At 61.3% G+C, this 25,125-nt stretch carries 24 protein-coding genes; 11 read left to right on the top strand and 13 right to left on the bottom strand.

Annotated features, from left to right (window positions below; translation table 11 throughout):
- Window positions 1-119 precede the first annotated feature (119 nt).
- Entirely contained in the window at window positions 120-551 is a 432-nt protein-coding gene (locus FXN65_RS14770) for a cupin domain-containing protein (protein WP_151133903.1), read from the top strand.
- A gap of 183 nt (window positions 552-734) precedes the next feature.
- Here FXN65_RS14770 and FXN65_RS14765 read toward each other — a convergent pair whose 3' ends face one another.
- Window positions 735-2,405 (bottom strand): SulP family inorganic anion transporter, encoded by a 1,671-nt coding sequence (locus tag FXN65_RS14765; protein WP_244620765.1) that lies wholly within the window; start codon window positions 2,403-2,405, stop codon window positions 735-737.
- A 307-nt stretch (window positions 2,406-2,712) separates the two neighbouring features.
- Between FXN65_RS14765 and rloA3 the strand changes: the two genes are divergently transcribed.
- The 3 genes from rloA3 to FXN65_RS14750 all read left to right on the top strand — a co-directional run bounded on the left by rloA3 (window position 2,713) and on the right by FXN65_RS14750 (window position 7,223).
- Complete coding sequence (gene rloA3, locus FXN65_RS14760) at window positions 2,713-3,234, top strand: retropepsin-like aspartic peptidase RloA3 (protein WP_151133901.1); 522 nt, start codon at window positions 2,713-2,715, stop codon at window positions 3,232-3,234.
- A gap of 459 nt (window positions 3,235-3,693) precedes the next feature.
- Entirely contained in the window at window positions 3,694-4,383 is a 690-nt protein-coding gene (locus FXN65_RS14755) for a GNAT family N-acetyltransferase (protein ID WP_151133900.1), read from the top strand.
- 272 nt (window positions 4,384-4,655) lie between these two features.
- Window positions 4,656-7,223 carry a bifunctional diguanylate cyclase/phosphodiesterase gene (locus FXN65_RS14750; protein WP_151133899.1) on the top strand — a complete coding sequence of 856 codons (2,568 nt, stop codon included), beginning with the start codon at window positions 4,656-4,658 and terminating at the stop codon, window positions 7,221-7,223.
- 143 nt (window positions 7,224-7,366) lie between these two features.
- Here the strand turns inward: FXN65_RS14750 and FXN65_RS14745 are convergent, their stop codons facing one another.
- The gene (locus tag FXN65_RS14745; RefSeq protein ID WP_151133898.1) at window positions 7,367-8,281 is read right to left on the bottom strand and encodes an AraC family transcriptional regulator; all 915 of its coding nucleotides are present in this window, start codon (window positions 8,279-8,281) and stop codon (window positions 7,367-7,369) included.
- A gap of 316 nt (window positions 8,282-8,597) precedes the next feature.
- On the opposite strand from FXN65_RS14745, the gene FXN65_RS14740 reads away from it, so the two are divergent.
- From FXN65_RS14740 to FXN65_RS14730, 3 genes are all read left to right on the top strand, one after another.
- Window positions 8,598-9,335 carry an SDR family oxidoreductase gene (locus tag FXN65_RS14740; protein ID WP_151133897.1) on the top strand — a complete coding sequence of 246 codons (738 nt, stop codon included), beginning with the start codon at window positions 8,598-8,600 and terminating at the stop codon, window positions 9,333-9,335.
- 30 nt (window positions 9,336-9,365) lie between these two features.
- Window positions 9,366-9,620, top strand: coding sequence for an Atu4866 domain-containing protein (locus FXN65_RS14735; protein WP_151133896.1), 255 nt, complete (start codon window positions 9,366-9,368; stop codon window positions 9,618-9,620).
- Window positions 9,621-9,809: 189 nt separating this feature from the next.
- On the top strand, window positions 9,810-10,715 hold the full coding sequence (locus tag FXN65_RS14730) for a helix-turn-helix domain-containing protein (RefSeq protein ID WP_151133895.1): 906 nt from the start codon (window positions 9,810-9,812) through the stop codon (window positions 10,713-10,715).
- Window positions 10,716-10,733: 18 nt separating this feature from the next.
- On the opposite strand, the gene FXN65_RS14725 is transcribed toward FXN65_RS14730, so the two are convergent.
- The 7 genes from FXN65_RS14725 to FXN65_RS14695 all read right to left on the bottom strand — a co-directional run bounded on the left by FXN65_RS14725 (window position 10,734) and on the right by FXN65_RS14695 (window position 17,266).
- Window positions 10,734-11,291, bottom strand: a complete 558-nt coding sequence (locus FXN65_RS14725; RefSeq protein ID WP_151133894.1) for a flavin reductase family protein — start codon at window positions 11,289-11,291, stop codon at window positions 10,734-10,736.
- A gap of 79 nt (window positions 11,292-11,370) precedes the next feature.
- Window positions 11,371-12,132, bottom strand: a complete 762-nt coding sequence (locus FXN65_RS14720) for an SDR family NAD(P)-dependent oxidoreductase (protein WP_151133893.1) — start codon at window positions 12,130-12,132, stop codon at window positions 11,371-11,373.
- 495 nt (window positions 12,133-12,627) lie between these two features.
- Window positions 12,628-13,275, bottom strand: a complete 648-nt coding sequence (locus FXN65_RS14715) for an amino acid ABC transporter permease (RefSeq protein WP_151133892.1) — start codon at window positions 13,273-13,275, stop codon at window positions 12,628-12,630.
- 1 nt (window position 13,276) lies between these two features.
- Window positions 13,277-13,957: an amino acid ABC transporter permease gene (locus FXN65_RS14710; protein WP_151133891.1), complete on the bottom strand. Its 681-nt coding sequence runs from the start codon at window positions 13,955-13,957 to the stop codon at window positions 13,277-13,279.
- 3 nt (window positions 13,958-13,960) lie between these two features.
- On the bottom strand, window positions 13,961-14,737 hold the full coding sequence (locus tag FXN65_RS14705; protein ID WP_151133890.1) for an amino acid ABC transporter ATP-binding protein: 777 nt from the start codon (window positions 14,735-14,737) through the stop codon (window positions 13,961-13,963).
- Between the two features lie 47 nt (window positions 14,738-14,784).
- A complete protein-coding gene (locus FXN65_RS14700) occupies window positions 14,785-15,750 on the bottom strand; it encodes an ABC transporter substrate-binding protein (RefSeq protein WP_151133889.1) in 966 nt (321 codons plus the stop codon).
- Between the two features lie 82 nt (window positions 15,751-15,832).
- Complete coding sequence (locus tag FXN65_RS14695) at window positions 15,833-17,266, bottom strand: amino acid permease (RefSeq protein WP_151133888.1); 1,434 nt, start codon at window positions 17,264-17,266, stop codon at window positions 15,833-15,835.
- Window positions 17,267-17,281: 15 nt separating this feature from the next.
- Between FXN65_RS14695 and FXN65_RS14690 the strand changes: the two genes are divergently transcribed.
- The 4 genes from FXN65_RS14690 (at window position 17,282) to FXN65_RS14675 (ending at window position 20,642) form a co-directional block, all read left to right on the top strand.
- Window positions 17,282-17,518 (top strand): hypothetical protein, encoded by a 237-nt coding sequence (locus tag FXN65_RS14690; RefSeq protein WP_151133887.1) that lies wholly within the window; start codon window positions 17,282-17,284, stop codon window positions 17,516-17,518.
- An 84-nt stretch (window positions 17,519-17,602) separates the two neighbouring features.
- A complete protein-coding gene (locus FXN65_RS14685) occupies window positions 17,603-19,021 on the top strand; it encodes an aminotransferase-like domain-containing protein (RefSeq protein ID WP_151133886.1) in 1,419 nt (472 codons plus the stop codon).
- Window positions 19,022-19,025: 4 nt separating this feature from the next.
- Window positions 19,026-20,270, top strand: coding sequence for an NAD(P)/FAD-dependent oxidoreductase (locus FXN65_RS14680; RefSeq protein WP_151133885.1), 1,245 nt, complete (start codon window positions 19,026-19,028; stop codon window positions 20,268-20,270).
- Between the two features lie 24 nt (window positions 20,271-20,294).
- Window positions 20,295-20,642, top strand: coding sequence for a RidA family protein (locus tag FXN65_RS14675; protein ID WP_151133884.1), 348 nt, complete (start codon window positions 20,295-20,297; stop codon window positions 20,640-20,642).
- Between the two features lie 107 nt (window positions 20,643-20,749).
- Here the strand turns inward: FXN65_RS14675 and FXN65_RS14670 are convergent, their stop codons facing one another.
- From FXN65_RS14670 to FXN65_RS14655, 4 genes are all read right to left on the bottom strand, one after another.
- On the bottom strand, window positions 20,750-21,658 hold the full coding sequence (locus FXN65_RS14670; protein WP_151133883.1) for a LysR family transcriptional regulator: 909 nt from the start codon (window positions 21,656-21,658) through the stop codon (window positions 20,750-20,752).
- A 117-nt stretch (window positions 21,659-21,775) separates the two neighbouring features.
- Window positions 21,776-22,771 carry an MBL fold metallo-hydrolase gene (locus tag FXN65_RS14665; protein ID WP_151133882.1) on the bottom strand — a complete coding sequence of 332 codons (996 nt, stop codon included), beginning with the start codon at window positions 22,769-22,771 and terminating at the stop codon, window positions 21,776-21,778.
- Between the two features lie 389 nt (window positions 22,772-23,160).
- Window positions 23,161-24,216 carry a BKACE family enzyme gene (locus FXN65_RS14660; protein WP_151133881.1) on the bottom strand — a complete coding sequence of 352 codons (1,056 nt, stop codon included), beginning with the start codon at window positions 24,214-24,216 and terminating at the stop codon, window positions 23,161-23,163.
- Between the two features lie 49 nt (window positions 24,217-24,265).
- The gene (locus FXN65_RS14655) at window positions 24,266-25,114 is read right to left on the bottom strand and encodes a TauD/TfdA dioxygenase family protein (protein WP_151133880.1); all 849 of its coding nucleotides are present in this window, start codon (window positions 25,112-25,114) and stop codon (window positions 24,266-24,268) included.
- Window positions 25,115-25,125 lie beyond the last annotated feature (11 nt).

Genomic DNA, 25,125 nt, shown 5'->3' with positions numbered 1-25,125 from the left:
TGTATCGCCCGCGTGCCCGGACATGCGGGCTTGCAAAATCCACGGATTCCGACACAACGCCGGCAGATACCGTGGATAGGGTGAAGCCTCCATCACTGCTCTAACGAGAGGCCCCGTCCATGTTGCATTCAGCTTTCATCACCACCGCCGCGGCCCTGCTTGCATTCGCGGGTCTCGCTCAGGCCGGGGAATCCCTGCCGCAATCCGAGGTCGGCAAGGCGAGCTGGCAGAACGGAATACACCGTACCGACCTGGTCCGCCACGACCTGGAGGTGCCCGGCTATGAAACCATCCAGGCTCGCGTGGATATCGATCCGGGCGTGGCGTCTCCAAGGCACTCCCATCCGGGCGCGGAAGTCGCTCATGTGCTATCCGGCACCTTCGAATACCAGCTGGAAGGCCGTGCGCCGATCGTGCTCAAGGCGGGCGATTCCCTGTTCATCCCCGCAGGCACGCCCCACGTGGCGAAGAACATTGGCAGCACCACCGCCTCCGAGCTGGCGACCTACACGGTGAACAAGAGCAAGCCGCTGCTGAAGCTGGAGGAGTGACCGGTCAGGCAATGACCGCCTTTCCTGTGGGGCCGGGGGCAACGCAGTTGCCCTCAGGCTTCCGGGGCAGCCTTTGGGTCTGCCCGGCGATTGCAGGCCCCGCCAGAAAGCGGAGGACCGAGGCTCTGCATTTCCTGTAGGGGCGGATTCATTCGCCAAGGGCAACGCAGTTGCTCCAGGCGCTCAAGGCGTCCAGTCCACCCCATGCTCTTCCAGATAGGCATCCACCGCCGCCCCGACCGTTGGCTGGAATATCTCGTCGCCAGCACCGATACGGGCAAGCACCTCCAGGTACCGGAGCTTGTCCTTCACCGGGTCTTTCATTTCGGCGAAGCGCAATTCCACGCCCGCGTTGCGCAGGCTCTGCTCCAGCTCCACGAGCATGTCCGCCGACGTCACGTCCACGCTGGTGACCGGCTCCGCCGCGATCACGATGCGGCGTACCTCGCCCGGTGCCTGGGCCACGGCGCCCAGTACGCGGTTCTGGAACAGCTCGGCGTTGGCGAAGAACAGCGGCGCATCCCAGCGGAACAACACCAGGCCGGGAACCACGCGGGCGTGCGGATAGCGGCTGATGTCGTGGTAGCCGCGAATGCCGTCGACTCGACCCAGAATCGCGTAGTGGGGACGCCAGCCATCCCAGAGGAACTCGATCACCGCCACGACCACGGCCAGGCCGATCCCCGGGACGGCACCCAGCACCGCCACGCCGACGAAGCAGGTCATCGACAGCCAGAACTCCCATTGCTGGATGCGGTAGATGCGCTTGAGGTCCTTGAACTCGAACAGGCCGATGGCCGCGGCGATCACCACAGCGGCCAGGGCGCTGTTGGGCAGTTGCTGGAGCAGGTCGGGGGCGAGTAGCAGCAACAGGGAAGCGCACAGCGCGCCGAACACGCCGGTGAGCTGGGTTTTCGAGCCGGCCGCTTCTGCCACCGGCGTGCGCGACGCACTGCTGCTGATGGGAAAACCCTGGAAGAGCCCGGTGGCCAGGTTGGCGGCGCCCAGGCCAACCATTTCCTGGTTCGGGTCAACGGCTGTGCGGGTTTTCGCGGCGTAGGTGCGGGACAGCACACTGGTGTCGGCGAAGGAAACCAGCGCCACCGCGACGCCGCCAACGAGCACGGTGACCAGGTCGCTCGGATGCAGCCAGGGCACAGCGAACCCCGGCAGCCCCTGCGGCATCGCCCCAAGCACCTTCACCCCGTGGATGGCGGAGAGGTCCAGGCCGCCCACCACCAGGGTCGCGCCGATTACCGCAATGAGAATGCCCGGTACCCGCTCGTAGCGTTTCAGCAGCAGGATCACCACCAGCGTGCCGGCGCCCACGGCGAAGGACGTCCAGTTGGCCTGGTTCGCGAGCAACGCCTGGCCCAGTTCCCAGATATTGCGAAGCGGTCCGGAACTGTCGACGGAAATGCCGAACAGCTTGGGCGTCTGGCTGATCAGGACGGTGAAGGCGATGCCGTTCATGTAGCCATAGCGGATCGGCTTGGACAGCAGCTCGGTGATGAAGCCCAGACGCAACAAACCGGCGGCGATGCACACCAGCCCGGAAACCAGGGCCATGGCACTGGCCAGGGCGATGGCGCGCATCGGGTCGCCTCCCGATAGCTGCATCACCACGGCGAGGATGATGGCAGCCAGCGACGAATCCGGGCCGAGCACGAGGATGCGGCTGGGGCCGAAGAGGGCGTAGGCCAGCAACGGCACGATGGTGGCGTACAGGCCATAGATGCCCGGCACACCCGAAGCCTCGGCGTAGGCAATGCCCACCGGCACCAGCATCGTGGTGAGCACGAGGCCCGCAACCAGGTCCCTGGGCAGCCAGGCTGGCTGGTACTCCCGCAACATCTTCAGTCCGGGCAGCCAGCGCCGCCAGCCCGATTGCAGGGGCGTGGCGAGGGCGGCTAGCGGAGGAACTTCGGACTGGGTGTCTTTCATCGATGCTCCAGGAGAGCGGGCAGGGCACGAATGGGTGCAGTAGGGCTGGCGCAAGAATGAGGATAGTCAGCGGGTCGGGGCATGCTCCATGTCAATCCGGATGCACGGCGCGGTAGCGATCGGCGCCCCGGCCATCGGCTGGATGGTCCACTCCGATTCACACATCCTTGACGATGCCAGGAGCAGAGTGGGGCCTTTCCTGTTGAAGGAGTCGTTCATGGGCCGCGACAAAGTACGTCTGCTCGCACTGCTCGCGGGTTTGATGATGATCCCCACCGCGTTCTCCGCCACCCAGAGTCCGACCAAGGTGTTCGGATGGGTGGAAGAGGGCTGGCTGCTCCCCGAAAAAGTGTCGGTGAAGATCAAGTTGGACACCGGCGCGCTGACGTCCTCCATGGACGCGAAGGACCTGGAGCGCTTCGAGAAGGACGGCAAGAAATGGGTGCGCTTCAACGTCGAAGTGAAGGACGGAGAAACCGGAGAAGTGGTGACTATTCCGTTCGAGCGCCCAGTGGAACGGAACGTCAAGGTCAGGGGCGCGGGTGGCGCCGATCACCGTCCGGTGGTGAAACTGCAGATGTGCATCGGCGATAGCGTCTACAACGAAGAATTCTCCCTGAGGAACCGCGGCAAGATGCTCTACCCGGTGCTGATCGGCCGCCGTACCCTGGAGCACCTGGGCGCTGTGGACGTATCCCGTACCTTCACCACCGAGCCCAGATGCGCCGGTAGCGAGTGACCTGCAGGCTGCACGCGCTCCCCACAACAATCGATTCATTTGAGCTTGGGAAACCACGTCCTGGGGGCGTGGTCATGGGGCATCGGCTCTGCCCGTGACGATTCGAATGCTCAGGCTGGCAGGAAGAGGCCGATCGGGTAGGGTACGCCGTTCGCACCCGCGGTTTGGCCAGGTGCCGAAGCGGGTCCTGTAGTCGGCGCGCACAGTGCACCCTAGGGTCCAGACCGTGCTGAAGAGGTCGGCGTTGGGCACGATAGTGGATTCGCCCCCTTCCAGAGGGCTATCGCAAGTCCACGTTCTACGAGCGTGGATATTTACTCAACGCGCCGTGCATGAGGGGAAAATCTCGCCAAACGGGGCGCGCATGTGCGAGTGCGGCGAGAACGCTCGATGCTCGCGGGCGTTACAATGGCGCCTGCGCCGATCCCCCGGATTGGGCACGCCCGGAGCCAGCTTCAAATGTTCACCCTCGTAACCCTGGACACATCGCCGCCCGAATCTCTGAATAGTCAGGTTCTACAGATGGTGGTGGACTACTTCCGTGACATCAGCCCGGTGCCGTTGCCCCCTGGCAATCCGCTCTACCAGTTGTATCAGTACGTGATCGGCTACGAGGTACACCTGTATCTGCAGGCCATGAACAGCGCTCTGGACAGCAGCGCCAGGCTGATCCTGGCCCTGGATGATGAAGATCCCTCCCAGGTGCTGGGTTTTGCCCTGTACCTGCCGAGCCCGGATGATGCCGGGGCCTGCACGCTGACCTATATGGCCGTCAAGGCCAGCCACCGCCGGCGCGGTATTGCCCGGGCCATGTTGCAGCAGATGGTCAAGCATCGGCCCCATGCCGAACTGGCCTGCGTGGCGAGCAAGGTGCCGACCTTCGAGTCAATGGGGTTTCAGGTACTGGCAGCGCAGGGGCCGCACGTGCTGCTGAACACCCGCGATCAGCGCTCGGACGGCATGGTGGCGGTGCAGGACCTGGCGCCGATATTCCAATCCAAGGAAGTGCGGCAGATCCACGCTTACCTGGTGCAGCAGCACGGCAAGAAGGCCATGAGCGAGGCTGAGAGCAAACGCGACCGCCTGCTCGATCAGATGGCCTATCAGGCTCAGGCATTGCTGAAAGAGCGTTTCCCTACGATTCACTGACGACCAAGGGGAAAGTTCCATTAGTCCTGCTCCAAACGTCCGCCATCAGCCATGTGCGGCCGTTCGATTTATTCAAGTTCGCTCCGATCTCAACCGTCATCAAAGCAAATCCAACTTGCTCCATACAGCGCTCGAAGGCTGGGCAAACGGACTGGGGTCTCTACAGGGCAATCTGGCTCGAATAGCGGGCAGAAGAAGAATTGCTTCTTCGGGCACATGGAAGGCTGGTATTAAGTGTCCTTTGCTCCGCCGATTGGTCAAGAAGGATTTGCATGACCTCGTCCAACGTTGAAAGGCAATCCCGGATCCGCACCGGTTCCAGTATCTGGTTTACCCGTAAGACACTGGTGAGAATGGCTTCCCTGCTTGTCCTGGCGTTCGTTCTGATGGCGACATTCCTCATCAGAATTTCATTCAGCCAGAATGAGCAGGCACTGGCGCAAAGCAGGTTCTTTGCCGAAAAGGCGGTGAAAGCCAGGCAGGAGAACCTCCTGAGGTCTATCGGCGACTATGCATTCTGGGGCGACGCGTACCAGAACCTTCACGCGCGGGTCGACATCGGGTGGGCCTACACTCGGCGCAATCTCGGCCCTTCCTTGTTCGAGGATTTCGGCTACGAAGGCGTCTTCGTAATTGCCCCCGACAACCGGACGGTTTACGCCGTAATCGACGGGCAACTGGAGTCGACCTCTGCCCGGAGTTGGCTTCAAGGGGACGTCTCGGCCTTGGTCGAGCGTGCCCGGTTGCTGGCTGTCGAGCCGTCTCCGGCCATGGACACCTTTCAGGTATCCGGCCAGCCAGTCCTGGTCGTGGCCGCGGCATTCACCCAAGGGGGGGATCCGACGGTCCCTGCGGTTCCTGGCCCTCCTTCAGTCCTGCTCTTCGCCGATAGGCTCACGCCCGAGAAGCTGGACGCGCTCGGCAAAGATTACGCACTGCCCCAGCTTCGCAGCCCCCGGGACGCCCAGGATGCCGAGGAACAGCCGCGCCTGATGCTCACCTCCAGGCAGGAGACGCCGGTACTCTTGCGCTGGACCCCGCTGAGGCCTGGTGATGCGTTGCTCATGGTTCTACTGCCGCTATTGGGTGTCGCGGGCCTTATCGTGACCGGGCTGGGCTGGCTGGTAACACGTCAGGGCCTGACCTCGGCGCGGCGGCTGGATGAAAGCTATTCCAGATTGCAAGCCAGCGAGGCACGGTTTCAGGATATCGCGGAGGCGACCTCCGACTGGCTGTGGGAAACCGATATTGAGCTGCGTCTCACGTTCCTCTCCAGCCGCTTTGAGGCAGTTACCGGGCACAACCCTGACACCTGGATCGGACGTCCCCTTTCCAGACTGCTCCAGGCGGATACGGAGTTACACGCCGACTGGTTCGCCCGTCCAACGGAAGTCTCGACACCGAACGCCCCTTTGCAATGCCGGTACCTGTCCGCCAAGGGGAAATACTGTCTGTGCAACGTCATGGTGCGAGTGATTACGGGGCCGTCCGGCACGACCGGATATCGAGGAACCGCCTGCGACACCACTGCGCTCACGGAGAGCCAACTGCGGGTCCAGCATCTTCAGCACTTCGACGAACTCACCAGCCTGCCTAATCGCAGTCACCTGTTCGAGGTGTTGGAGCAGCGCCTGGGCTCGCCGCGACCAGAGAGAGAATTGCTGGTCTTGATCACGATCAATCTTGCGCGCTTCAAGCAACTCAACGATCACCTTGGGCGCACAGGTGGAGACCAGATACTGGTCCAGTTTGCCCAGCGACTGGAGGAGTTCTTCTCTGCGGAGGTCCAGATATTTCGCTATACCAGCGATGAGTTCGTCGTCCTGCTCGATACGGGCTACTCCAGCCGTGCGCAGGTCAACGAACTGTGCAAGCAGCTCGTGAGATACGTCGAGCGCCCGCTCTTGATCGCCAATGAAGAGTTCAGGCTCGGCATCCAGATCGGAATCGCAGTAGCACCAGAGGATGCCGTGACCGCACGTGAACTCCTGCGCTGTAGTGAGATTGCGCTTCATCAGGCGCGCAATCTGGAGCTCGGCAATTGGTGCTTCTTCAGCCGCGAACTGGAACTTCGAATGGTTTCCGAACGGCAGATGGAGTTGGAGTTGCGCCACGCCATTGCCAACGATGAACTGCGCTTGTATTTCCAACCCCGTCATCGTGCTCGTGACTTGGAACTTGGCGGGATGGAGGCCCTGGTGCGCTGGCAGCATCCGCGGCTAGGGCTCATCGGCCCCGGCGATTTCATTCAACTGGCGGAACGGAGCGGCCAGATTGTGGCGCTGGGCACCTGGGTGTTGGAAGAAGCCTGCTCGCAAGCCAGGCACTTCGGTGCCCCTCTCTTCGTTTCGGTCAACCTTTCAGCCGAACAGTTCCGCCGGCCCGGACTCGTGGCACAGGTGCGGTCTGTTCTGGAGGAAGCTGGCCTGCCAGCTGGCCGTCTGGAACTCGAGATCACCGAAAGCATGATGCTGGATGATGCCCAAGGAGCGCTTGAGACCCTGAAGGGACTGAGTGAGCTTGGGGTTCGCTTATCCATGGATGACTTTGGAACGGGATACTCGTCCCTCAGTTATCTTGGCAGATACCCATTCAACACCCTGAAGATAGATCGCAGTTTTGTTGCTCAACTGAAAGAGGGCAGTAACCTCGCCGTCGTCCGCGCGATCATCCAACTCGGTCACGCACTGTCGATGACAGTCACCGCAGAGGGTGTGGAAACTGCGGAACAACTTGAATTGCTGCGCAGCTTGGGATGCGACGAACTCCAGGGTTTCTATCTGGGGCATCCACGACCCATTGAGAATCTTCATGAACTCGGCCTGCGGGCTTCGAAGTAGTTATCGGAAGCGGTCTGAAGGCGCTGAGCCTGATAAAGCCAATCGCTTCGGAACTAGGGCTAACCTCAGCAAGCGGTGGCTAATGGACGAGAACTTTCTTTCATGAAGGGCAGTTGTCGGCCAGAAGCGGACGATGGGGTTCGCTACGCAGTCGACCGAATTTTTGCGATGTCTTTGCTGGGAGCTGCACCAAACATCCGACTGTATTCTCGGCTGAACTGCGAAAGACTCTCGTAACCCACCCTGAAGCCCGCCGTGGAGACATCCAATCCCTCTGAAATCATCAAACGGCGCGCTTCCTGTAATCGCAGTTGTTTTTGGTACTGCAGGGGACTCATGGCGGTAACGGATTTGAAGCGATGATGAAGGGTTGAGGTGCTCAAATTCACGTAGCTGGCGAGCTCTTTGATGTGCAGAGGCTTTGCGTAGTGTCGGTTGAGCCATTCAATCGCCCTGGTAACCCGGTGGGTCTGACTGTCCGCGATCACAATCTCATGCAGCCGCTGGCCCTGTTGGCCTTTGAGCAGGCGATAGAAAATTTCCCGAAGTGCCAGAGGGGCTAATGCGGGGATATCTGATGGCGTATCGAGAAGTCGGACCAGACGCAGCATGGCGTCCAGCAGCGATGTGTCGATCTTGTCGAGGTACAGCCCCCGGTTTGCCCCGTGGCCTGGAACGCCAATAGGGCTGCTATCCGCAATAAGCTGCGCGATCTCGGCAGGGTCGATGTCCAGTCGTATACACAGATACGGATGTTCTGAAGATGCCTCAATGACTTGGCCTGCCAGCGGCAAAGTGACCGATACAACGAGGTAATTCAGCGGATCGTAGACATAGCTTTCGTTCCACAGCCTTACCTCCTTGCGGCCTTGGGCGATGATGCATAAACCTGGTTTGTGGACCGTGTGGATCGTATCGGTTGGAGCATCACTGCGGATGAAGTGAAGCGGAGGGATAGCCGTCTGGTACACGCCGTACTCGGGAGCGAAGCGCTGTATGGTTTTGGCCAGCTCTGCTCTGTGTCGGGCAATTTCCACGTCCAGGTCGTTCACCTTCATCACTCCGTCAATCTGCTGCGCCAAAGGATATTGCGATTGCTTGGCGCTTGGTAGACGTACCTCTGGGTATCCATGCGCGAGGACATCCATTAGCGCCGGACCCGTGCCGGCAGATGTCCGCCTTGTTCCACTTGGGCATGGCTTTCAGTCAGCAAAAAGTCGGCTGGAAGCGGCACTAGCGGCGTTCCCGGCCCCCACAGCATTGTGCAAAACCTTCGTAGTAATCGATTAACGACACCTCGGCATGACTTCTTAATCTCACTCCAAGACCTGCTGGGCAGCAGGAACCTCTGAAGCGAAAACAGGAGTCATGAAGATGAACAATATCGAACAGAAAGTCGTCGTCATTACCGGTGCCAGCAGCGGCATTGGCGAGGCAACCGCCCGCCTTCTCGCCAGCAAAGGCGCTCGGGTTGTATTGGGGGCTCGCCGTACCGATCGCCTCGAGGCCTTGGCAGACGAAATTCGTGCCGCTGGCGGTATCGCCGATGTGCTGCCACTGGATGTAACCAGCCTGGATGACATGCAATCGTTCATCGACTTTGCCGTGGAGCTTCACGGCCGCGTGGACGTACTGGTCAATAACGCCGGGGTCATGCCGCTGTCCAAGTTGGAGGCCCTGAAGGTCAACGAATGGAACCAGATGATCGATGTGAACATTCGCGGAGTGCTGCACGGCATTGCAGCGACCCTGCCCCTTATGCAGCAACAACGATCGGGGCAGATCATCAACATCGCATCGATCGGCGCCTATGCCGTAAGCCCTACCGCTGCCGTGTATTGCGCGACTAAATATGCTGTGCGCGCCATATCCGAAGGGCTTCGTCAGGAAGTAGGTGGCGACATTCGCGTCACAGTCATCGCTCCCGGTGTCACCGAGTCCGAGTTGGCTGACAGCATTTCCGATGAAGGTGGGCGCGCGGAAATGCAAGAGTTCCGCAAGATCGCCATTCCCGCCGTAGCCATTGCTCGCGCCATCGCCTACGCCGTCGAGCAGCCTGCTGATGTGGACGTCAGCGAATTGATCGTCCGTCCCACCGCGAGCCCTTTCTGATCGTCATTTCCAGCCGAGGAGGAGAAAGTCATGGCACAGCCATCCGGAGACCAGAACAAGTACGTTGGCATGTGGGTGACCGCCGACGGTCGTATTCGCCATGAATTGTTGCCTGGCGGACGTTATGACGAGGCCCGTGGGTCGCAGAAAAGTGCCTACCAAGGACGTTACTGGCTTGAAGGCGACCATATCGAGTACGTCGACGATACAGGCTTCACTGCAGACGGCGAGTTCCGAAACAACGTGCTGTATCACGCCGGGATGGTCCTCTATCCAGAGCGTTGAAACCAAGGCCGGAATGAATGCATTCCGGCTTTTTTTTCAGGTGATGTTTCCAATATCTGATCGCCCGCCTCAGTGCGGGCGTCGACGTTTAATCCACTTCGGCTCGCAAGGTCTGAGAGTGAAGTGAGGTTTCATGACGCTGCAGTTGCAACCATTGGCCGATGGCCTGACCCATCAGGAGAGAGGTGGATGAGCGTGAACCTGACCGAGCGGACTTCTGCCGAGGGTTTGGAGGCGTACATTCGCGGCAGGCGTCTGGCTGCCTCGGACAGCCTGGCAGCACGCGATGTATTGGTTCAGATATTCAATCGTGAACGTGACCAGGACAGCTTTATCGTGCCGGCCGTGGCCGAACCGCTACTGGTGTGGATCATCTCCGGAACCGCTGCCGTGGAGGAGCGAATTCCTGGCGGCGAGTGGGAAACCAGCCATGTGGCCAAGGGGGACTTTTTCTTGACGTCCTCCGCAGAGCCCTACGAAATGCGCTGGAAAGTTTCCGGCGCAGATGCATTCGAAGTGATGCACATCTATCTCGGCATCCCGCTGCTTGAAAAAGCCGTCCGGGAAGTGCTCGGGGGATCCGGCGCCGTCCGTCTGCGTGAGGTATCGGGTGGTCGTGACGAAATCCTATCACTGCTGCTGGAGCAGGTCCGCGCGGAGCTGACCAGTCGGAATGCGGTCAGCGCACTGTTTCTCCAGGGGCTGGCCCAATGTATGGCTGTCCACCTTGCCCGCGAGTATCTGGACAGCTCGGCGGACGATATCGCACACCGTAATGCATTGCCCGCCTTCAAGTTGCGGCGAGTCTTGTCGACCATGGAAGCCAATCTGGCTTCCCCGTTCAGTCTTGGGACGCTGGCTGAAGAGGCCGGCATGAGCGAATACCATTTCAGTCGACTATTCAAGAAAGCTACCGGGTATTCACCTTCCCGATTCTTTATCCGAATGCGAATGGCCAGAGCCCGGCAGCTCCTCCTGGAAACGGATCACAGCATCATCGACATTGGTCTGGAGGTCGGCTATAGCAGCCCGAGTCATTTTTCTCAGATTTTCAAACGAGAAGTTGGCGTCAAGCCCAGCCACTACCGGAAGTGAGGATTTCGGAGCGGGGATTCAAAGGTTCTGTGCCCGAAACTTTTCGTGGAAATCCAGAGTATCTCCCGCGACCATAAACTGCCCCCTGCCTCGGTAGTGCAGTGTCTTTGGGTTCTTCACCGATAGCGCAACGTGGGCTTTCACGACTTCCCATACGAACAGGCCGTACTCGCCGATCAAGTTTGCGTCAAACAACTGGCATTCGAAATTGGCGTAGCACTCTTTGATCAGCGGCGCCTTTACCCGGTCCGCCCGGGCCGCGGTCAGAGCAAATGCGGAGAATTTGTCGACGGCTGCGCCTGTGCTGTTCCCCACCGCGACGACCTGATCAGCCAGCTCGACGGTGGGCACATTAATGACGCACTGCTGACTGTTTCGGATCAGCTCGTAACTGTGGTTTCCCGTCCAGATGTAGCACCCGAACAGAGCGGGAGAAAACTGCATCATCATGTGCCAGCCCATGGTCATGATATTGGTTTCATCTTTCCAGGCTGAGGTGACCAGTACGATAGGGCCAGTCTCCAGGTGCTGGCGTACATCGATCAGTGGAAAGTCAGACTTTCGAAGTGCGGTCATGGCGCCTCCTTTGGATATTCGACTGGAGAGGAACGCTGGGTGCAGGGCAACCCTGCACCCAGCGAATTGAGGCGAAGCATCAGCCCACCGGGATGCTCATGCCGCCGTCTGCCATGACCACCGAGCCGACGATGAAGCTGGCCCGCTCGGAGGCCAGGAAGGAAACGATCTCTGCGATCTCTTCGGGCGCAGCGGCCCGGCCAATAGGCGCTGATTTGCCGTGCTCTTCCAGAAAACCGCGACCGTCCTCCATGAAGTGGTTCAGCAGATTGGTCACCACATCGCCCACGCCGATAGCATTTACGCGGATGCCATGTTCGATCGCTTCCAGCGCCTGGGTGCGCGTCAGCTGGGCCAGGGCGCCTTTGGACGCGGTATAGGCCGCGATGCCGGGGAAGGCGAAGTACGAGGCATAGGAGGCGATGTTCACGATCGCACCAGATTTGTTTTTCATCATTTCCTTCATCGCTTCACGGGAGTGAAGGAAGGCACCGGTGACGTTGGTTTCCATTTGCCAGGTCCAGTCTTCGCGAGTCATCTCGACGACCGGTTTGTAGAGAATGCGGCCGGCGTTATTGACCAGAACGTCCAGCTTGCCGAACTTCTCGACGGCCAGGGCAACCGCTTTTTCAGCGGAGCCGTCTACGGTGATATCCGCTACAAAGGGAACAATGCCTGGGCGCTCAAGGGCAATGACGGACGGATCAATGTCCTCTGCGATAACTTTCGCACCGCGGGAATGTAGGAGCTCGGTAATGGCTTTACCGATACCGCTGGCTGCGCCGGTAACCAGAATTACTTTGCCTGCCACTTCGTTGGGGTTTGGGGTGAAGTCAGTCATGTCATGTCTCCAAGTAGTCATTGGGTCGTCGTTTTCGACGGTTCAAATTTCCCTCTTCTCGACATGCATCTCTTTGGCAGGGTTGCTCAGCCTATCGGGGTTTTGCTCCTTTCTTTGATGCGCAGTTTTTGTTGGATGGATGACAAAATCTGGCGGTTACTCGCGGAGCGAGTGGCTTTGAGCAGCAATTTCTGCGCTGTCGCCCCAGCTCAGAAATGAGAAGCCCCGGTAGTCATTTCGAACGTCCGCTGCTGGCCGATAGCCGCCCGTTAATAGAGTCAGCTATCGACCAGAAGCTGATGTTCGAAGTCACTTAAAACACAGCGCTATGGAGGGAACCGCAGGGGCTCTCCTGGACGGGTACGTGACCAGCGAGACGCCGAGGTCGCCATGGAACAGATCGCCCAGCCATTGCAGGTAGCGATTGATGGAGGTTCCCGAGATGCGGTTGGTCACGTACCAGTTCAGGCGACAGTCGACGCATGCTGCACCATGTCAACGTCTCGTCTTGCGTTCGAGCAATCGCACACCCAGGGAGAGCGGGTAGCAGAGCACGAAGTACATCGCCCCCACGAGGACGTAGATTTCCAGTGGCATGAAGTAAACCGAACTCAGGTCCTGAGCCCGGAGCATCAGGTCTGGCGCGGCAATCAGCGAAGCCACCGAGGTGTCCTTGAGTAGCGAGATCGCCACGTTGCCAATAGGCGCCAACACGATGCGAATCGCCTGCGGCAACACCACCCAGCGCAGGATCTTCATGCGGGTCATGCCGATGGCCTTTGCCGCCTCCACTTGCCCCTTGGGCACGGCCTGCAGGCCCGCTCGATAGATCTCCGAGAGGTAGGCCGCGGCATTCAGGCCCAGGCCGATCATGGCTGCCTGGAACGAGCTGAAGTGAATGCCCACTTCGGTCAGGGTGAAGTAGACGATGAACAGCTGCACCAGGGCAGGGGTGCCACGGAAGACTTCGATGTAGATCAGCGCGGCGCGGCGCAACACGGCGCTGCCCGAGAGCCGTGCCAGTGCCACCAGCAGACCGACCAGCAGGCCGATCACCAGCGCACCGAACGCCAGCTGCAACGTGGCCCAGGCCGCCACCAGCAGTTCCGCCTGTGCCGCGCTCCAGAGTTCTGCGTAGCCCATGTCAGCTCTCCTTGGCGATGCTGAGGTGCCGTTCGGTGCGAGCCGCCCAGTGGGAGAGCGCCAGGCTCAGCACCAGATAGATGATGGCCAGCAGGAAGTAGATGGTGTTGGTCTGGTAGGTCTCGCTGACCAGCATCCGCGCCTTGAAGGTGAGTTCCGGTACGGCCGCCGCCGAGGCCAGCGACGTGTCCTTGAGCAGGCCGATGGCGAAGTTGGCCATCCCCGGAATCGCCACCTTGAACGCCTGGGGCAGCACGATGTTGCGCAGCGCCATACGGCGCGTCATGCCGATGGAGAATGCGGCTTCACTCTGGCCACGGTCGATGGTGAGAATGCTGGAGCGAAACACCTCCGAGAGGATCGCCGCACCGTTCAGGCCGAAGCCGATGATTGCGGCACCGATGGCGGGCAGCGTTATGCCGATGTAGGTCAGGCCAAAGTAGAGGATGAACAGCTGCGTCAGGATGGGGATGTTGCGGAATACCTCCAGGTACAGGCTGGCAATCAGGCCGAGGGCGGGGTTGCGGGACAGTCGCATCAGGGCCAGGCAGAAACCGAGGACGGCGGCGACCACGAATGCGGCCCCCGTCAGACCTATGGTCGTCAGGGCGCCGATGCCAAGTACCTCGAGGAAGTAGGGCAACAGTTCGAGCGTTCTTTCGAGTCCACTGACTTCCAGCATCGATCAGTGCTCCTTCACGGCGCAGATGAACGCGCGGGTCCGTTCGACCTGGCTGTCGCGGAATATCTGTTGGGGTGGGCCCTGTTCGACGATGTTGCCATCAGCCATGAAGATCACCTGGTCGGAGACGCTTTCGGCGAAGCGCATTTCGTGGGTCACGATGATCATGGTCATGCCTTCTTCGGCGAGCTTGCGCATGACCGCGAGGACTTCACCCACCAGCTCCGGATCGAGTGCCGAGGTGGCTTCGTCGAAGAGCATCAGCTTGGGCCGCATCGCCAGCGCGCGGGCGATGGCGATGCGTTGCTGCTGCCCGCCGGAGAGCTGGTCCGGGTAGGCGTCCCGTTTGGCCAACATGCCCACCTTCTTCAGCAGGTCTTCGGCCTGTTCGATGGCCTCGGCGCGGTCCCGTTGCTGGACCTTGAGCGGCCCCAGGATGATGTTTTCCAGCACGCTGAGGTGGGGGAACAGGTTGAAGCGCTGGAACACCATGCCGATTTCGGCGCGCATCCGTGCCAGGTCCTTGTCGCCCATGGGCACCTTGCGGGTGCCCACCTGGCGCTGGCCGATCAGTTCATTGTCGATGTAGATGCTGCCCCGGGTTGGCTCCTCCAGGTAGTTGATGCAGCGGAGCAGGGTGGTCTTGCCGGACCCGCTGGGCCCGATAAGGGAGATTTTCTGGCCCTGTTGCACATTGAGGTCGATGCCTTTGAGGACGTCCAGGTGGCCATAGGACTTGTGCAGCCCTTCGATTCGTACCAGCGGAGTGGATTCAGCCATGAGCATTTCCCGTGGTTGAAGTGACGAGTGCGGTCAGCAGCCAGATCTCAAGAGAAGGCCTGGCTGAAATCACGCATGGGGTGCTCGAAGGGCCCGATCAGGTTGCCTTTCTCGTCCCGGTCCACGCCGATGCGCTGGTCCTTGGGCAGGGGCACGAGGTAATCGGGGTTCTTGATGCCGTACTTGGCGAGGACCGGGCGGATCTGGTCGGTGCTCTTCAACCAGCGCAGCCCCTGGTTCACGGCATCGAACAGCTCCTGGTTCTGCGGATGGATGCCCCAGATCGCCTCGAACTTGGCGGTCAGGCTGGGGAACTTCTCGTCGAACTGGATCGGTACCTGCTTCAGCTTGAGGCTGGGGTCCTGGAGGATCATGTAGTCGATTGTCGGCGCATCCAGGACGGCGAAGTCCAGGCGCCCGGCGCGTACGTCGCGCAGGCAGGCGTCGGTGCTGTCGTAGAGCTTCACCTCCTTAACGCCTTCGACCCGTTTCATGTCCGGGATGATGAAGTAGCCGGTGTTGCTGCCCAGGGTCCGGCCCTTCAGGTCTGCGATGGTGAGGCTGTCCTTGAACGGCTCGTCCTCGCGCATGATCACGTAGGCGCCGGTGTAGAACACGGCATCTGTCAGCAGCAGGATTTTCGAGCGCATGGGATTCCACGCGAAGTTGCCACCGAACCAGTCGGCACGCCCGGACCGGACGGCTTCGATCACGGCGGGGAAGCCCATGGTCAGGACGTCGAGCTTGAGTTCGAGGCGATCGGCGATGAGTTTCAGGAGTTCGAGGTCGGTGCCGATCGGCTGCCCGTCGCGCACTGCGCCAAGGGGCATGTCACCCAGGCAGGCTGCCGTCAGGTAGCCGGGGCGAATGGTCTTGATCGGCTTGTCGGCCGCCTGGATGGCGGGAAGACGTCCCATGGCGCTGCCGAGCAGTACAGCCATCGAGCCGTAACCCGTGGCCTTGAGCAGGTTGCGCCGCGAAATACCCCGTGCGTCGAATTTGAAGTCGGACATAGATCACCTGTGTGCGAATGGTTGTGGAGACTGATACAGCCGTACAACACGAGGCCATCCCTGGCCCAACCTTCCCGGGGCGTCAGGACCGTGGGGTCATGCCAGCCAGGTTGGCGTTGGCACGGGCGAGAGGCTTGTCGCCCTCCGCGCGCCGACGTTTGAGCAACAGATAGCAGCCAGACACCACGGCAAGACTCACCAGGCTGGCCAGGAATTGCGTGCGCAGGGATTCCTGGAAGGCCATGGCGGCAAGGACACCGGCAATCACCGCAACCACAGCATAGGAAAGCCAGGGGAACAGCCACATGCGGAGGGTCAGCCGCGCTGGTTCCGTGGCTTCGATGCGGCGGCGCACGCGGATTTGCGCCAGGGCGACCGCCAGGTACACGAAGAGCATCACGGCGCCGGATGCGTTCACCAGGAAGAGGAACACGCCCTGGGGCGAAATGATCGCTGCCATGATGGCGATGTAGCCGATCACGCTGCTCAGCAACACGGCCGCTCGCGGCACTTTGCGCCCGGTCAGGGTGGACAGCCCGGCCGGTGCGTCACCGCGTTGGCTGAGGCCGAAGAGAATCCGTGAAGACACGTAGAGTCCGGAGTTCAGTGCCGAGAGCACGGCCACCAGGACCACGGCTTCCATGATCATCGACGCGCCGGGGATGCGCATGACGTCCAGTGCCGCCACGAACGGCGAGTGCCCGGCCACGATCTGACCCCAGGGCACCACGCAGACGATCAGGAAGATCGAGCCGACGTAGAAGGTGATCACGCGAAAGATTACCGAGCGGGTCATGTTCGCGACGTTCTTCGAGGGATCGTCCGACTCGGCTGCAGCAATGGTGGCGATCTCGGCACCGCCTACGGCGAAGATCACTGTCGGCACGCCTGCCAGGATCGCGCTCACGCCGAAGGGCATGAAACCGCGATCGTTCACCAGATTGCCGAGCAGCGCACTGGTGCTGGGGGCAAAACCGAAGAGGTAGGCTCCCGCCACACCGATGAAGACGATGATCGCGAAGACCTTCAGCGACGCGAACCAGTATTCGAACTCACCATAGGACTTCACGGACAGACAGTTGATGGCGGTCATGATCGCCAGCAGGGCCAGGCCTATCGTCCACGCCGGCAGCGGAATCCACTGCTCGAGGATGTTGGCACCGACCACGGCCTCCACCGCGACGACAATCACCCAGAAGTACCAGTACAACCATCCGCTGGTGAATCCGACCCAGTTGCCCAGGCCGATGCGGGCGTATTCGGTGAAGGAGCCGACGCCGGGCAGCGCCACTGCCATTTCGCCGAGCATGCGCATCACCAGCATCACGACGATGCCAGCGGCGAGATAACTGAGGAATGCCGCCGGACCAATGGCCTGAATGGTGGCGCTGCTGCCGACGAAGAGTCCTGCACCAATGATCCCGCCAAGGGAAATCATCGTGATGTGACGTTGGCGCAGAGCGCCGCTGAGGCGTTGCTCACCAGCCTTGCCAGGAGATTGTCGGGTGTCGTTCATTGGATGGCCTCCGCCATGACATTCAAAGTGGAAAGGCAGGATGAAGCCGAGTTGGAAATAACGCGGGGGACGCTGCACACCGGGTATCCTGTGGCGCCTTTCAAGGCGCTGGGGCTGCGGTGCGACGGGTTTGCCAGGGGCGTGCCCGGATTGCTGGGTACGAGAGTCATGTGCGTGTCCGTTGAGGCTGAAGCTATTTTTATTGTGATGCATGACAAGCATTACAACTCCACACTAACCACCACATTTTAGCTTGTCAATCGCCTCTGTATCGGATAAAAAGCAATACAAGTTTGCTATTTGTCTCGCCTGTGGCATGACAACCAAGGGAGCACCATGAGTCAATTCGAACAACTGCTGGGCGAGCTGAAGGCCAATGCGGGATTGCACCGGGACTCGGCGGAAACCCTTTACGCCCAACTGGCAGACGCGCTGTCTGAAGCGATTCGCAGCGGCAAGCTCAAGCCGGGCGACCGACTGCCACCGCACCGTGAGTTCGCCAGCGCGCTGGAGCTCAACATCACGACCATTACCAAGGCGATGGCTGTGCTGCAGCAGAAAGGCTTGGTGGAAAGCCGGCCGGGGCGGGGGACGCAAGTCGCCCAGCCGCGGCACCCGGCGGCGCAGTTCCAGTCGGCACCCAGCAATGACCCAGGAACGGTCGACCTGAGTGTCAACCGTCCCGCCACCGATGGCTTCAACCGGGTGCTCGCGCAATTGCTGCCGCGTTTATCCAGCGATTCGCGCTTCGTCGACATGAAGGACTACCACCCTTCTGAAGGCCCGCTCTGGGCGCGGGAAGCCGCGGCGCAATGGCTGCGCCACACCGGGGTGCAGGCCGAAGCACGCCAGGTACTGATCGTCGAAGGGGCGCAGCACGGCATTGCCAGCACGTTGCGAAGCCTGACCAGCAGCGGCGACGTCATCCTGGCCGACAGCGTCACCTACCAGGGCATCAATGCGCTCTGCCGATCCCTGGGGCTGATCCTGGTCGGGGTCGACTCCGATGCGCGGGGTATGTGTCCGGATGCGTTGCGCGAAGCTTGTACCGAACATCAGCCGCGACTGCTGTTCCTGGTGCCGTCGATTCACAACCCGACCGCCATCACCCTGGACACCGAGCGCCGCGAGGAACTGGCAGCGGTGATCCGCGAGACCAACCTGCTGGTCATCGAGGATGACGTCTACCGGCCCTTGCTGGACCAGTCGCCGCCGCCCATTGCTTCAATGCTGCCGGAACGGACCATCTACGTGTCCGCCCTGTCCAAATGCATTGCGCCGGGGTTGCGCATGGGCTTCGTCGTGGCGCCGCTAGCGTTGGTGCAGGACATCGCCGCCATGCAGCGCATTGATTGCTGGAGCACGTCACCCTTCACCGCGCTGATCGCCACTCGCCTGATCGAAGACGGTCACGCCGAGCAATTGGTCGCCGAACAGCGCGAAGAGCTGCGCAGCCGCCAAGCGTTGCTGGCCGCCCACCTGGAAGGTCTGGAGTTCCAGCACAGCGCCACCGGCACCCATGCCTGGCTGATTCTTCCGGAGCCCTGGACCGGGTCGCGCTTCGCCCGTCTTTGCCAGGACCGCGGCGTGGTCCTGCTCGCAGGCGGCGCGTTCACCCTTCGCCCTGAACTTTCCCCGCAGGCGGTGCGCATCAATATCTCGGCTGCGCTGTCGCGGGAGCAACTGGTCAAGGCCCTCAAGGAAATCAGCCAACTGGCGCGCCAGGGGCACCTCTACATGCACAACCGGATCTGAGGACATGACACAACCGATTCATTGTGAAGTTGCAGTTATCGGCGCGGGCGTCGTCGGCGTGGCCACCGCGCTGTGGTTGCGCCGCCAGGGCTACCAGGTGCTGCTGCTCGAGCGTGAGGGCGTGGCATCGGGGGCTTCCTACGGTAATGCCGGTACCCTGGCGCCTTACGGCGTGATGCCGATCGCCCAGCCTTCATTGCTGAAGGCCATCCCGTCGCTGTTGTTTTCGCCGGGTTCTCCCTTTGTCATCAACTGGAAGCGGCTGCCCCGGTTGATGCCCTGGCTGTTGCGATTTCTCAATGAATGCCGTGTTTCGCGCTGCGAGTCCAACACTCAGGCGCTGGCCTGGATTCTCCAGCGAACCTATAGCGGATATGCGCCGCTGCTGGAGGACAGTCCCCAAGCGAACCAGCACCTGCGTCACAACGGTTGCCTCTACCTCTATGGCTCCGAGGCAAGCTTCGCCGGCGCCCAAGCGGCTATCGAGCTGCGGCGCTCCCTGGGTATCGCCCAGCAAGAGCTGAGTGCCGCCGAGGTGGACCAACTGGAGCCGAACCTCGCCGGCAGGGCAGTGGCTGGTCTCCTGTTCCCCGACTCATCGCACATGGATGACCCGCGAGCCTTCATCGAAGCATTGGCGGCGCCCCTGGTCGCCGAGGGTGCGTTGCAGGCGGCGACCGTCATTGATATCCAGCGCCAGGCAGCCGGGCTTTACCTGACCTGTGCCGAAGGCGCGACCTATCGCGCTGACCGTGTCGTGGTCTGTGGCGGTGCCTGGTCCGCCGCGCTGGCGCAACAGGTCGGCGACCGCATCCCGCTGGATACGGAACGGGGCTACCACATCGAGTTCGACCTGCCGGAAGCCTTGCTCGATCGTCCGTGCTGCCCGGTGGAAAGCGCTTTCTACATGACGCCTATGGCGGGTCGCCTGCGTGTAGCGGGTACGGTGGAGCTGGGTTCGATCAAGGACCCGGCCAATCCCGCACGCTTCGACTATTTGGAACGCCATGCACGTCGCGTCCTGGGGCTGACGGCGCCGGTTGCGCGCAGATGGTTGGGCTTTCGGCCGTCCCTTCCGGATTCGTTGCCCGTCATCGGCCCTTCGCCCAACGAACCTCGGCTGATCTACGCCTTCGGCCATCAGCACCTTGGCCTCACGCTGGCTGGGGCAACCGGCCAATTGGTGGCGGAGTGTGTCGCAGGCAATGCCCCGCGCTGGCTTGACAGTTTTTCAGTGCAACGCTTTTGAACCGCACCCCACGGGAGAACCGCTATGGAAAGAATCGAGCGCGCACGCACCAGCGCACGCATGAGCCAGATCGTCACTCACGGCAACACCGTGTACCTGGCCGGGCAGGTCGGCGAGCCGCACCACGACATCACTGAGCAGACCCGCGACGCCTTGGCGCAGATCGATATGTTGCTCGAGGAAGCCGGCTCATCGCGCGAAAAACTGCTTCAAGTGACGATCTGGCTTGCCAACATGAGCGACTTCGCGGCGATGAATGAGGTCTGGGATGCCTGGGTGCCAACAGGCCACGCTCCTGCTCGGGCATGCGGCGAGGCCAAGCTGGCCGATCCGGCCTTGCTTGTTGAAGTGATCGCCTGCGCATCGCGTTGACGACCATTGCGCTTTGGCCGGACGGAGTCATGGGTGCCTGTTGTTTTCGATGGACGAGCGGCAGGTAGCCAAGTCCTCGCCAGTGGGCGTTGAACGGCGCACGTGGGTCACGATTCCAACTCCGCAGCGAGGTAAAGCTGACGCCGCAACCATAGGTGGCCCGCATCCTTATGAGTGCGCGGATGCCAAACCAGCGCGAGGCGGAGCGTCGAGAGTTCCAGGGGAGGCCTGAAGAGATCCAGGCTATCCCCGAACTGCCTGAGGAAACGTGCTGGAAGCGTGCACAAGGCATCGGTGGCGGCGAGGACAAGGGGTGCGAGGAGGTAACTCTGAATCGAAGCCGAGACTCTGCGAGAACGGCCGAGCCTGAGGAGCGAATCGTCCACCACACCAGCGAAGCGTCCCCCCTGGGACGACACGATCAGATGTTCGAGTGCGCAGAAACTGTCGAGATCGAGGGGGCCTGAGCCACGTGGGTGTCCCTTGCGTTGCGCAGTCAGGAAACCATCTTCCCAGAGCGGGCGTTGCATGATGTCCCCGGGCAGGTTATCCGGAACAGTGACCAGCAGATCGATCTGTCCTTTCTCGAGCTGCTCGAATACATCTCCTGGCGGGTGAATGCAGGCCAGCCTGGCATGCGGCGCTTCGCTTGCGAGGCGTGCGCAGAGCCCGGGAGCCAGGACCGCTGCCGGTGTGTCGAACCAGGCAACGACAAAGGTGCGAGTAGTGGTGGCGGGGTCGAAGTGTTCAGGCTGGCTGGCCAACCGCTTGAGCCCTTCCAGAACCTGCAGCAACTCCTGTTCCAGAGCTTCTGCTCGCGGTGTGGGGACCACGCCTCGGCCATTCGCTGCCGGAACGAACAGCGGATCGCCCAGAATAGTGCGCAGACGTCCCAGGCGCCCCGACAAGGCGGGTTGGCTGATACCGAGCCGGGCCGCAGCCCGCGTGACGTTGCGCTCCTCGAGCAGAGCCTTGAGCGCCAGTAACAGCGCTCCGTCGATATCCGTGTAGTTCATCGCCCACTCCCTAACGCGGCCTTTGCGTAGCGGGCATGAGAGCAGAGCCGAACCTGCGTTGCCTAGTCTCTCGATGGCTGCAAAGTGGCGGGGGACATGACAACCAGACCACTCGCATCAGTCACGATTGCGATACTCGGCCGGCACCCACTCGTACTTGCCTGCATGTTCCCGAATGTGGCCGATACCAGGAAACGGAAGGTGGGCAACCGCCGACAAGCGTTTCTCGCGCGCGGCCGCCTCGAACTGCTGCAGGCGTTGCGCGCGCGCCGCGTCCTGGTTGACGTCGAAGGTAATGGTCACATCAGGCTGGGGAAACTGAATGATGCCTACATGCATGATGTCGCCCCAGAAATCGATGCTTTCGCCCTCACTTTCCACCCGGTAGAAACTATGACCGGGGGTATGGCCCGGGGTGGGGATAGCGGTAATGCCCGGGAGAATTTCCGATCTGCTGGAGAACGTCTTGAGCTTGCCGGCACGCTTGTATGGCCCAACGGTGTCCAGCGCTTCTTGCAGATGCCGCGGCTCCAGCCCCTTGGCCAGATTGGCGCGGTCGAGAAAATAGTCGACATCGGCCTGACCAACGTGGACCGTCGCATTGGGGAACATCATCCGGCCAGCGCGCGCCAGTCCGCCGGAGTGATCGGTGTGGATGTGGGTGAGCAGAATGTCGCTGACCTGTTCCGGCTGGTAACCGGCGGCTACCAGGGCCCTGGGCAGCTTGCCGGCAACGGAGCCGAACAACTCGCCGGCGCCCGTGTCGACAAGCACGAGCTGTGAGCCGGTATCGACAACATAGGCATTTATCGAGGTTTCCAGCGGGTTGCGCGCGAACCCGTCACGCAGTAGCGAATCGATCTGCTTTGGACTGATACCTTTGAGCAGAGGATGCAGATCCAGCGGCAGCGTACCGTCGCTCAGTGCCGTGACGTGCACTTTGCCAACGCTGAATCGGTAGACGCCCGCGAGCATCGGTTGACGGGTGGCGGAGGCCTCGGTGGTCGACGCCGATGGTGCTACCGCTGCTGTGGACAGGGATGGATGGAATGCACCGATGGAAAGGGTGGCGGTCAGTGCAGCCACCAGATGTAGTCGCGCGTTGCCGTACATGATCAAGCACCTGTGGAATGCAACTGTCGGGGATGGTGGTTTGCAAAATAGGTTAGCCACATAGGCTGGAGAAGCCTGACCACGCTTATACGTGCCATTGCCACGGCAAATGGCTTCTTGACCAAGGTTCGGAAGCAAGCCCCGGTTATCAGAGGAGGGGACAGATTCCCTACTCCAGACAGTCATGTCTGACTGCTTCCTGCCTGCCAGCACCGGCCGCTTCAGGGCGGACGCAGCCGGTCGCCCCATGACTGCAATCGGTCAGAATCTGCCGGTCAGCTATGCGTCATGGACGCCAATCTGTCTCGGCGTCTCCAACGCGCGCTGCCGTTACCGGCAGCGCGCGGCGTGCAATGGTCGGCCAGTTGCACTGCCGACCGATCGAAGCCTCAGGTGTGCTGCGTGAAGCCGACCTGACCCGGCTTGCGGTTCGGCGCGAAGCCGTTCCTGGCCAGGGTCTCGTCGGCGTCCTGGTAGAAGGTCCCGATCTTGTAGATCTTGCGGGCTTCCTCGCCGTTGGCCACTTCACGGCCGAATTCGCGGGAGATGCGCACCAGTTGCTCGATCTGCTCGACGGTCGTCATCTTGGCGGTCTGGCGCTGGTTCCAGATGTTGTCTTCGATGCCGCAGCGCACGTGGAGGCCGAGAGCGATGGCCATCATGTTCAGCGGCAGCACATTGCGCATGCTGGTCTCCAGCGTCAGCACCGAACCATCCGGGCAGGCGCGCACGAAGTTGGCCATGTCGTACGGATTCGGCGAGTCGAAGCCACCGCCAATCGCTACCCAGGTAAGGATCAGCGGCACGTTGCACACGCCACGGCGCATCATGCGCTCGACGGTGTTGAGTTGGGTGATGTTGGCCAACTGGAAGTGCGTCTGGATGCCATTGGCCGAAAGGCGGCGAATGTGCTCCTCGACCCAGGCCGGACCGGCCGGGATGGTCATTTCCTGGTAGGCCTTGAGCATCAGCGGGTCTTCCAGCGAGGTGCCGCGAATGTCGGCGGCGGTCATCTGCTCGCAGACGTTCATCTGGTTGGTGTTGATGGCGATGGTCACCTGGTCCGGGGTAGGGGTCAGCTCGGCCAGCATGTGGCGGGTGTCGTCGGACAGCCACTTGGCCGCCTCGCCTTCGCTCTCGGGAGCGAAGGAAATCGAGCCGCCGACCTGCAGTATCATCCCCGGGCAGGCTTCGCGGATACCCGCCAGCAATTCGTTGAACTTGGACAGGCGCTTGGAGCCCTTGCCATCTTCCTCACGCACGTGGACGTGCAGCACGGTGGCGCCGGCGTTGTAGCAGTCCACGGCTTTCTGGATCTGTGCGTCCATGCTGACCGGGATGTCTTCCGGAAAGTCGGCCGGCAGCCACTCCGGGCCATAAGGGGCAGCAGTGATGACCAGCTTTTCCATGTTTTCGACAAACAGGGAACCATCGATGAAGTTCATGACTTACTCCTGGGATCGGTGATCGGGTGGTTGTTGTGCGGTTCGATGATCAGAAGGTCTTGTCGCCGATGATCCCGGCGCGCTCCATCTTGCGGACGCAGGGCGGGTAATCCATCACGGCGTAGTGCTGGGTGGAGCGGTTGTCCCAGATGGCCACGCTGTTCTTCTTCCAGCGCCAGCGCACCTGGTACTCGGGGATGTAGGCCTGGCTGACCAGATAGCGCAGCAGGTCGCTGCCGCCCATGCTGTAGTCCTGGCCGTAGCGCACGCGCTCGGGGGTATGGAAGTTGGTGAAGTGGGTGGCGAAGGCATTGACGAAGAGAATCTTCTCGCCGGTTTCCGGGTGGGTGCGCACCACCGGATGCTCGGCGTCCGGGTACATGGCCTTGAGCGCCAGGCGCTTCTCGACGGGCATGGCCGCACCGAAGCTCGCCTCGATGCTGTGGCGGGCGCGCAGGCCCTCGATGCGCGCTTTCACATCTTCCGGCAGCTTCTCGTAGGCCAGGGCCATGTTCGCCCACATGGTGTCGCCGCCCACCGGCGGGCACTCCACGCAGCGCAGCACGCAACCCATGGGCGGGGCGTCGCGCCAGGTGGCGTCGGTGTGCCAGGCGTTCTCGTAGCGGTCGTTGGGCTGGTCAGGGTCCTTGTAGATGCGCACCAGGCCCGGATGCTCCGGGTCGCTGCCGGCCACCGGATGGTCTTCCAGCTCGCCGAAGCGACGGGCGAAGGCCACGTGCTCGGCACGGCTGATGTCCTGATCACGCAGGAACAGCACCTTGTGCTTGAGCAGCAGCGCCTTGATCTCGGCGAACAGGCCGTCGTCGTACGCCGCATCCGCGAGGTTCACGCCGATAATCTCGGCCCCGATACTGCAAGTCAGTTGTTCTACGCGCATGTTGTTGTTCT

It is taken from the genome of Pseudomonas lalkuanensis (assembly GCF_008807375.1).
Lineage (GTDB): Bacteria > Pseudomonadota > Gammaproteobacteria > Pseudomonadales > Pseudomonadaceae > Metapseudomonas > Metapseudomonas lalkuanensis.
This window is presented reverse-complemented; position numbering and strand designations above follow the sequence as displayed.

Coding starts and splice junctions, on each gene's coding strand:
- FXN65_RS14770 (WP_151133903.1), top strand. CDS start 120: ATGTTGCATTCAGCTTTCATCACCACCGCCGCGGCCCTGCTTGCATTC.
- FXN65_RS14765 (WP_244620765.1), bottom strand. CDS start 2,405: ATGTTGCGGGAGTACCAGCCAGCCTGGCTGCCCAGGGACCTGGTTGCG.
- rloA3 (WP_151133901.1), top strand. CDS start 2,713: ATGGGCCGCGACAAAGTACGTCTGCTCGCACTGCTCGCGGGTTTGATG.
- FXN65_RS14755 (WP_151133900.1), top strand. CDS start 3,694: ATGTTCACCCTCGTAACCCTGGACACATCGCCGCCCGAATCTCTGAAT.
- FXN65_RS14750 (WP_151133899.1), top strand. CDS start 4,656: ATGACCTCGTCCAACGTTGAAAGGCAATCCCGGATCCGCACCGGTTCC.
- FXN65_RS14745 (WP_151133898.1), bottom strand. CDS start 8,281: ATGAAGGTGAACGACCTGGACGTGGAAATTGCCCGACACAGAGCAGAG.
- FXN65_RS14740 (WP_151133897.1), top strand. CDS start 8,598: ATGAACAATATCGAACAGAAAGTCGTCGTCATTACCGGTGCCAGCAGC.
- FXN65_RS14735 (WP_151133896.1), top strand. CDS start 9,366: ATGGCACAGCCATCCGGAGACCAGAACAAGTACGTTGGCATGTGGGTG.
- FXN65_RS14730 (WP_151133895.1), top strand. CDS start 9,810: ATGAGCGTGAACCTGACCGAGCGGACTTCTGCCGAGGGTTTGGAGGCG.
- FXN65_RS14725 (WP_151133894.1), bottom strand. CDS start 11,291: ATGACCGCACTTCGAAAGTCTGACTTTCCACTGATCGATGTACGCCAG.
- FXN65_RS14720 (WP_151133893.1), bottom strand. CDS start 12,132: ATGACTGACTTCACCCCAAACCCCAACGAAGTGGCAGGCAAAGTAATT.
- FXN65_RS14715 (WP_151133892.1), bottom strand. CDS start 13,275: ATGGGCTACGCAGAACTCTGGAGCGCGGCACAGGCGGAACTGCTGGTG.
- FXN65_RS14710 (WP_151133891.1), bottom strand. CDS start 13,957: ATGCTGGAAGTCAGTGGACTCGAAAGAACGCTCGAACTGTTGCCCTAC.
- FXN65_RS14705 (WP_151133890.1), bottom strand. CDS start 14,737: ATGGCTGAATCCACTCCGCTGGTACGAATCGAAGGGCTGCACAAGTCC.
- FXN65_RS14700 (WP_151133889.1), bottom strand. CDS start 15,750: ATGTCCGACTTCAAATTCGACGCACGGGGTATTTCGCGGCGCAACCTG.
- FXN65_RS14695 (WP_151133888.1), bottom strand. CDS start 17,266: ATGAACGACACCCGACAATCTCCTGGCAAGGCTGGTGAGCAACGCCTC.
- FXN65_RS14690 (WP_151133887.1), top strand. CDS start 17,282: ATGACATTCAAAGTGGAAAGGCAGGATGAAGCCGAGTTGGAAATAACG.
- FXN65_RS14685 (WP_151133886.1), top strand. CDS start 17,603: ATGAGTCAATTCGAACAACTGCTGGGCGAGCTGAAGGCCAATGCGGGA.
- FXN65_RS14680 (WP_151133885.1), top strand. CDS start 19,026: ATGACACAACCGATTCATTGTGAAGTTGCAGTTATCGGCGCGGGCGTC.
- FXN65_RS14675 (WP_151133884.1), top strand. CDS start 20,295: ATGGAAAGAATCGAGCGCGCACGCACCAGCGCACGCATGAGCCAGATC.
- FXN65_RS14670 (WP_151133883.1), bottom strand. CDS start 21,658: ATGAACTACACGGATATCGACGGAGCGCTGTTACTGGCGCTCAAGGCT.
- FXN65_RS14665 (WP_151133882.1), bottom strand. CDS start 22,771: ATGTACGGCAACGCGCGACTACATCTGGTGGCTGCACTGACCGCCACC.
- FXN65_RS14660 (WP_151133881.1), bottom strand. CDS start 24,216: ATGAACTTCATCGATGGTTCCCTGTTTGTCGAAAACATGGAAAAGCTG.
- FXN65_RS14655 (WP_151133880.1), bottom strand. CDS start 25,114: ATGCGCGTAGAACAACTGACTTGCAGTATCGGGGCCGAGATTATCGGC.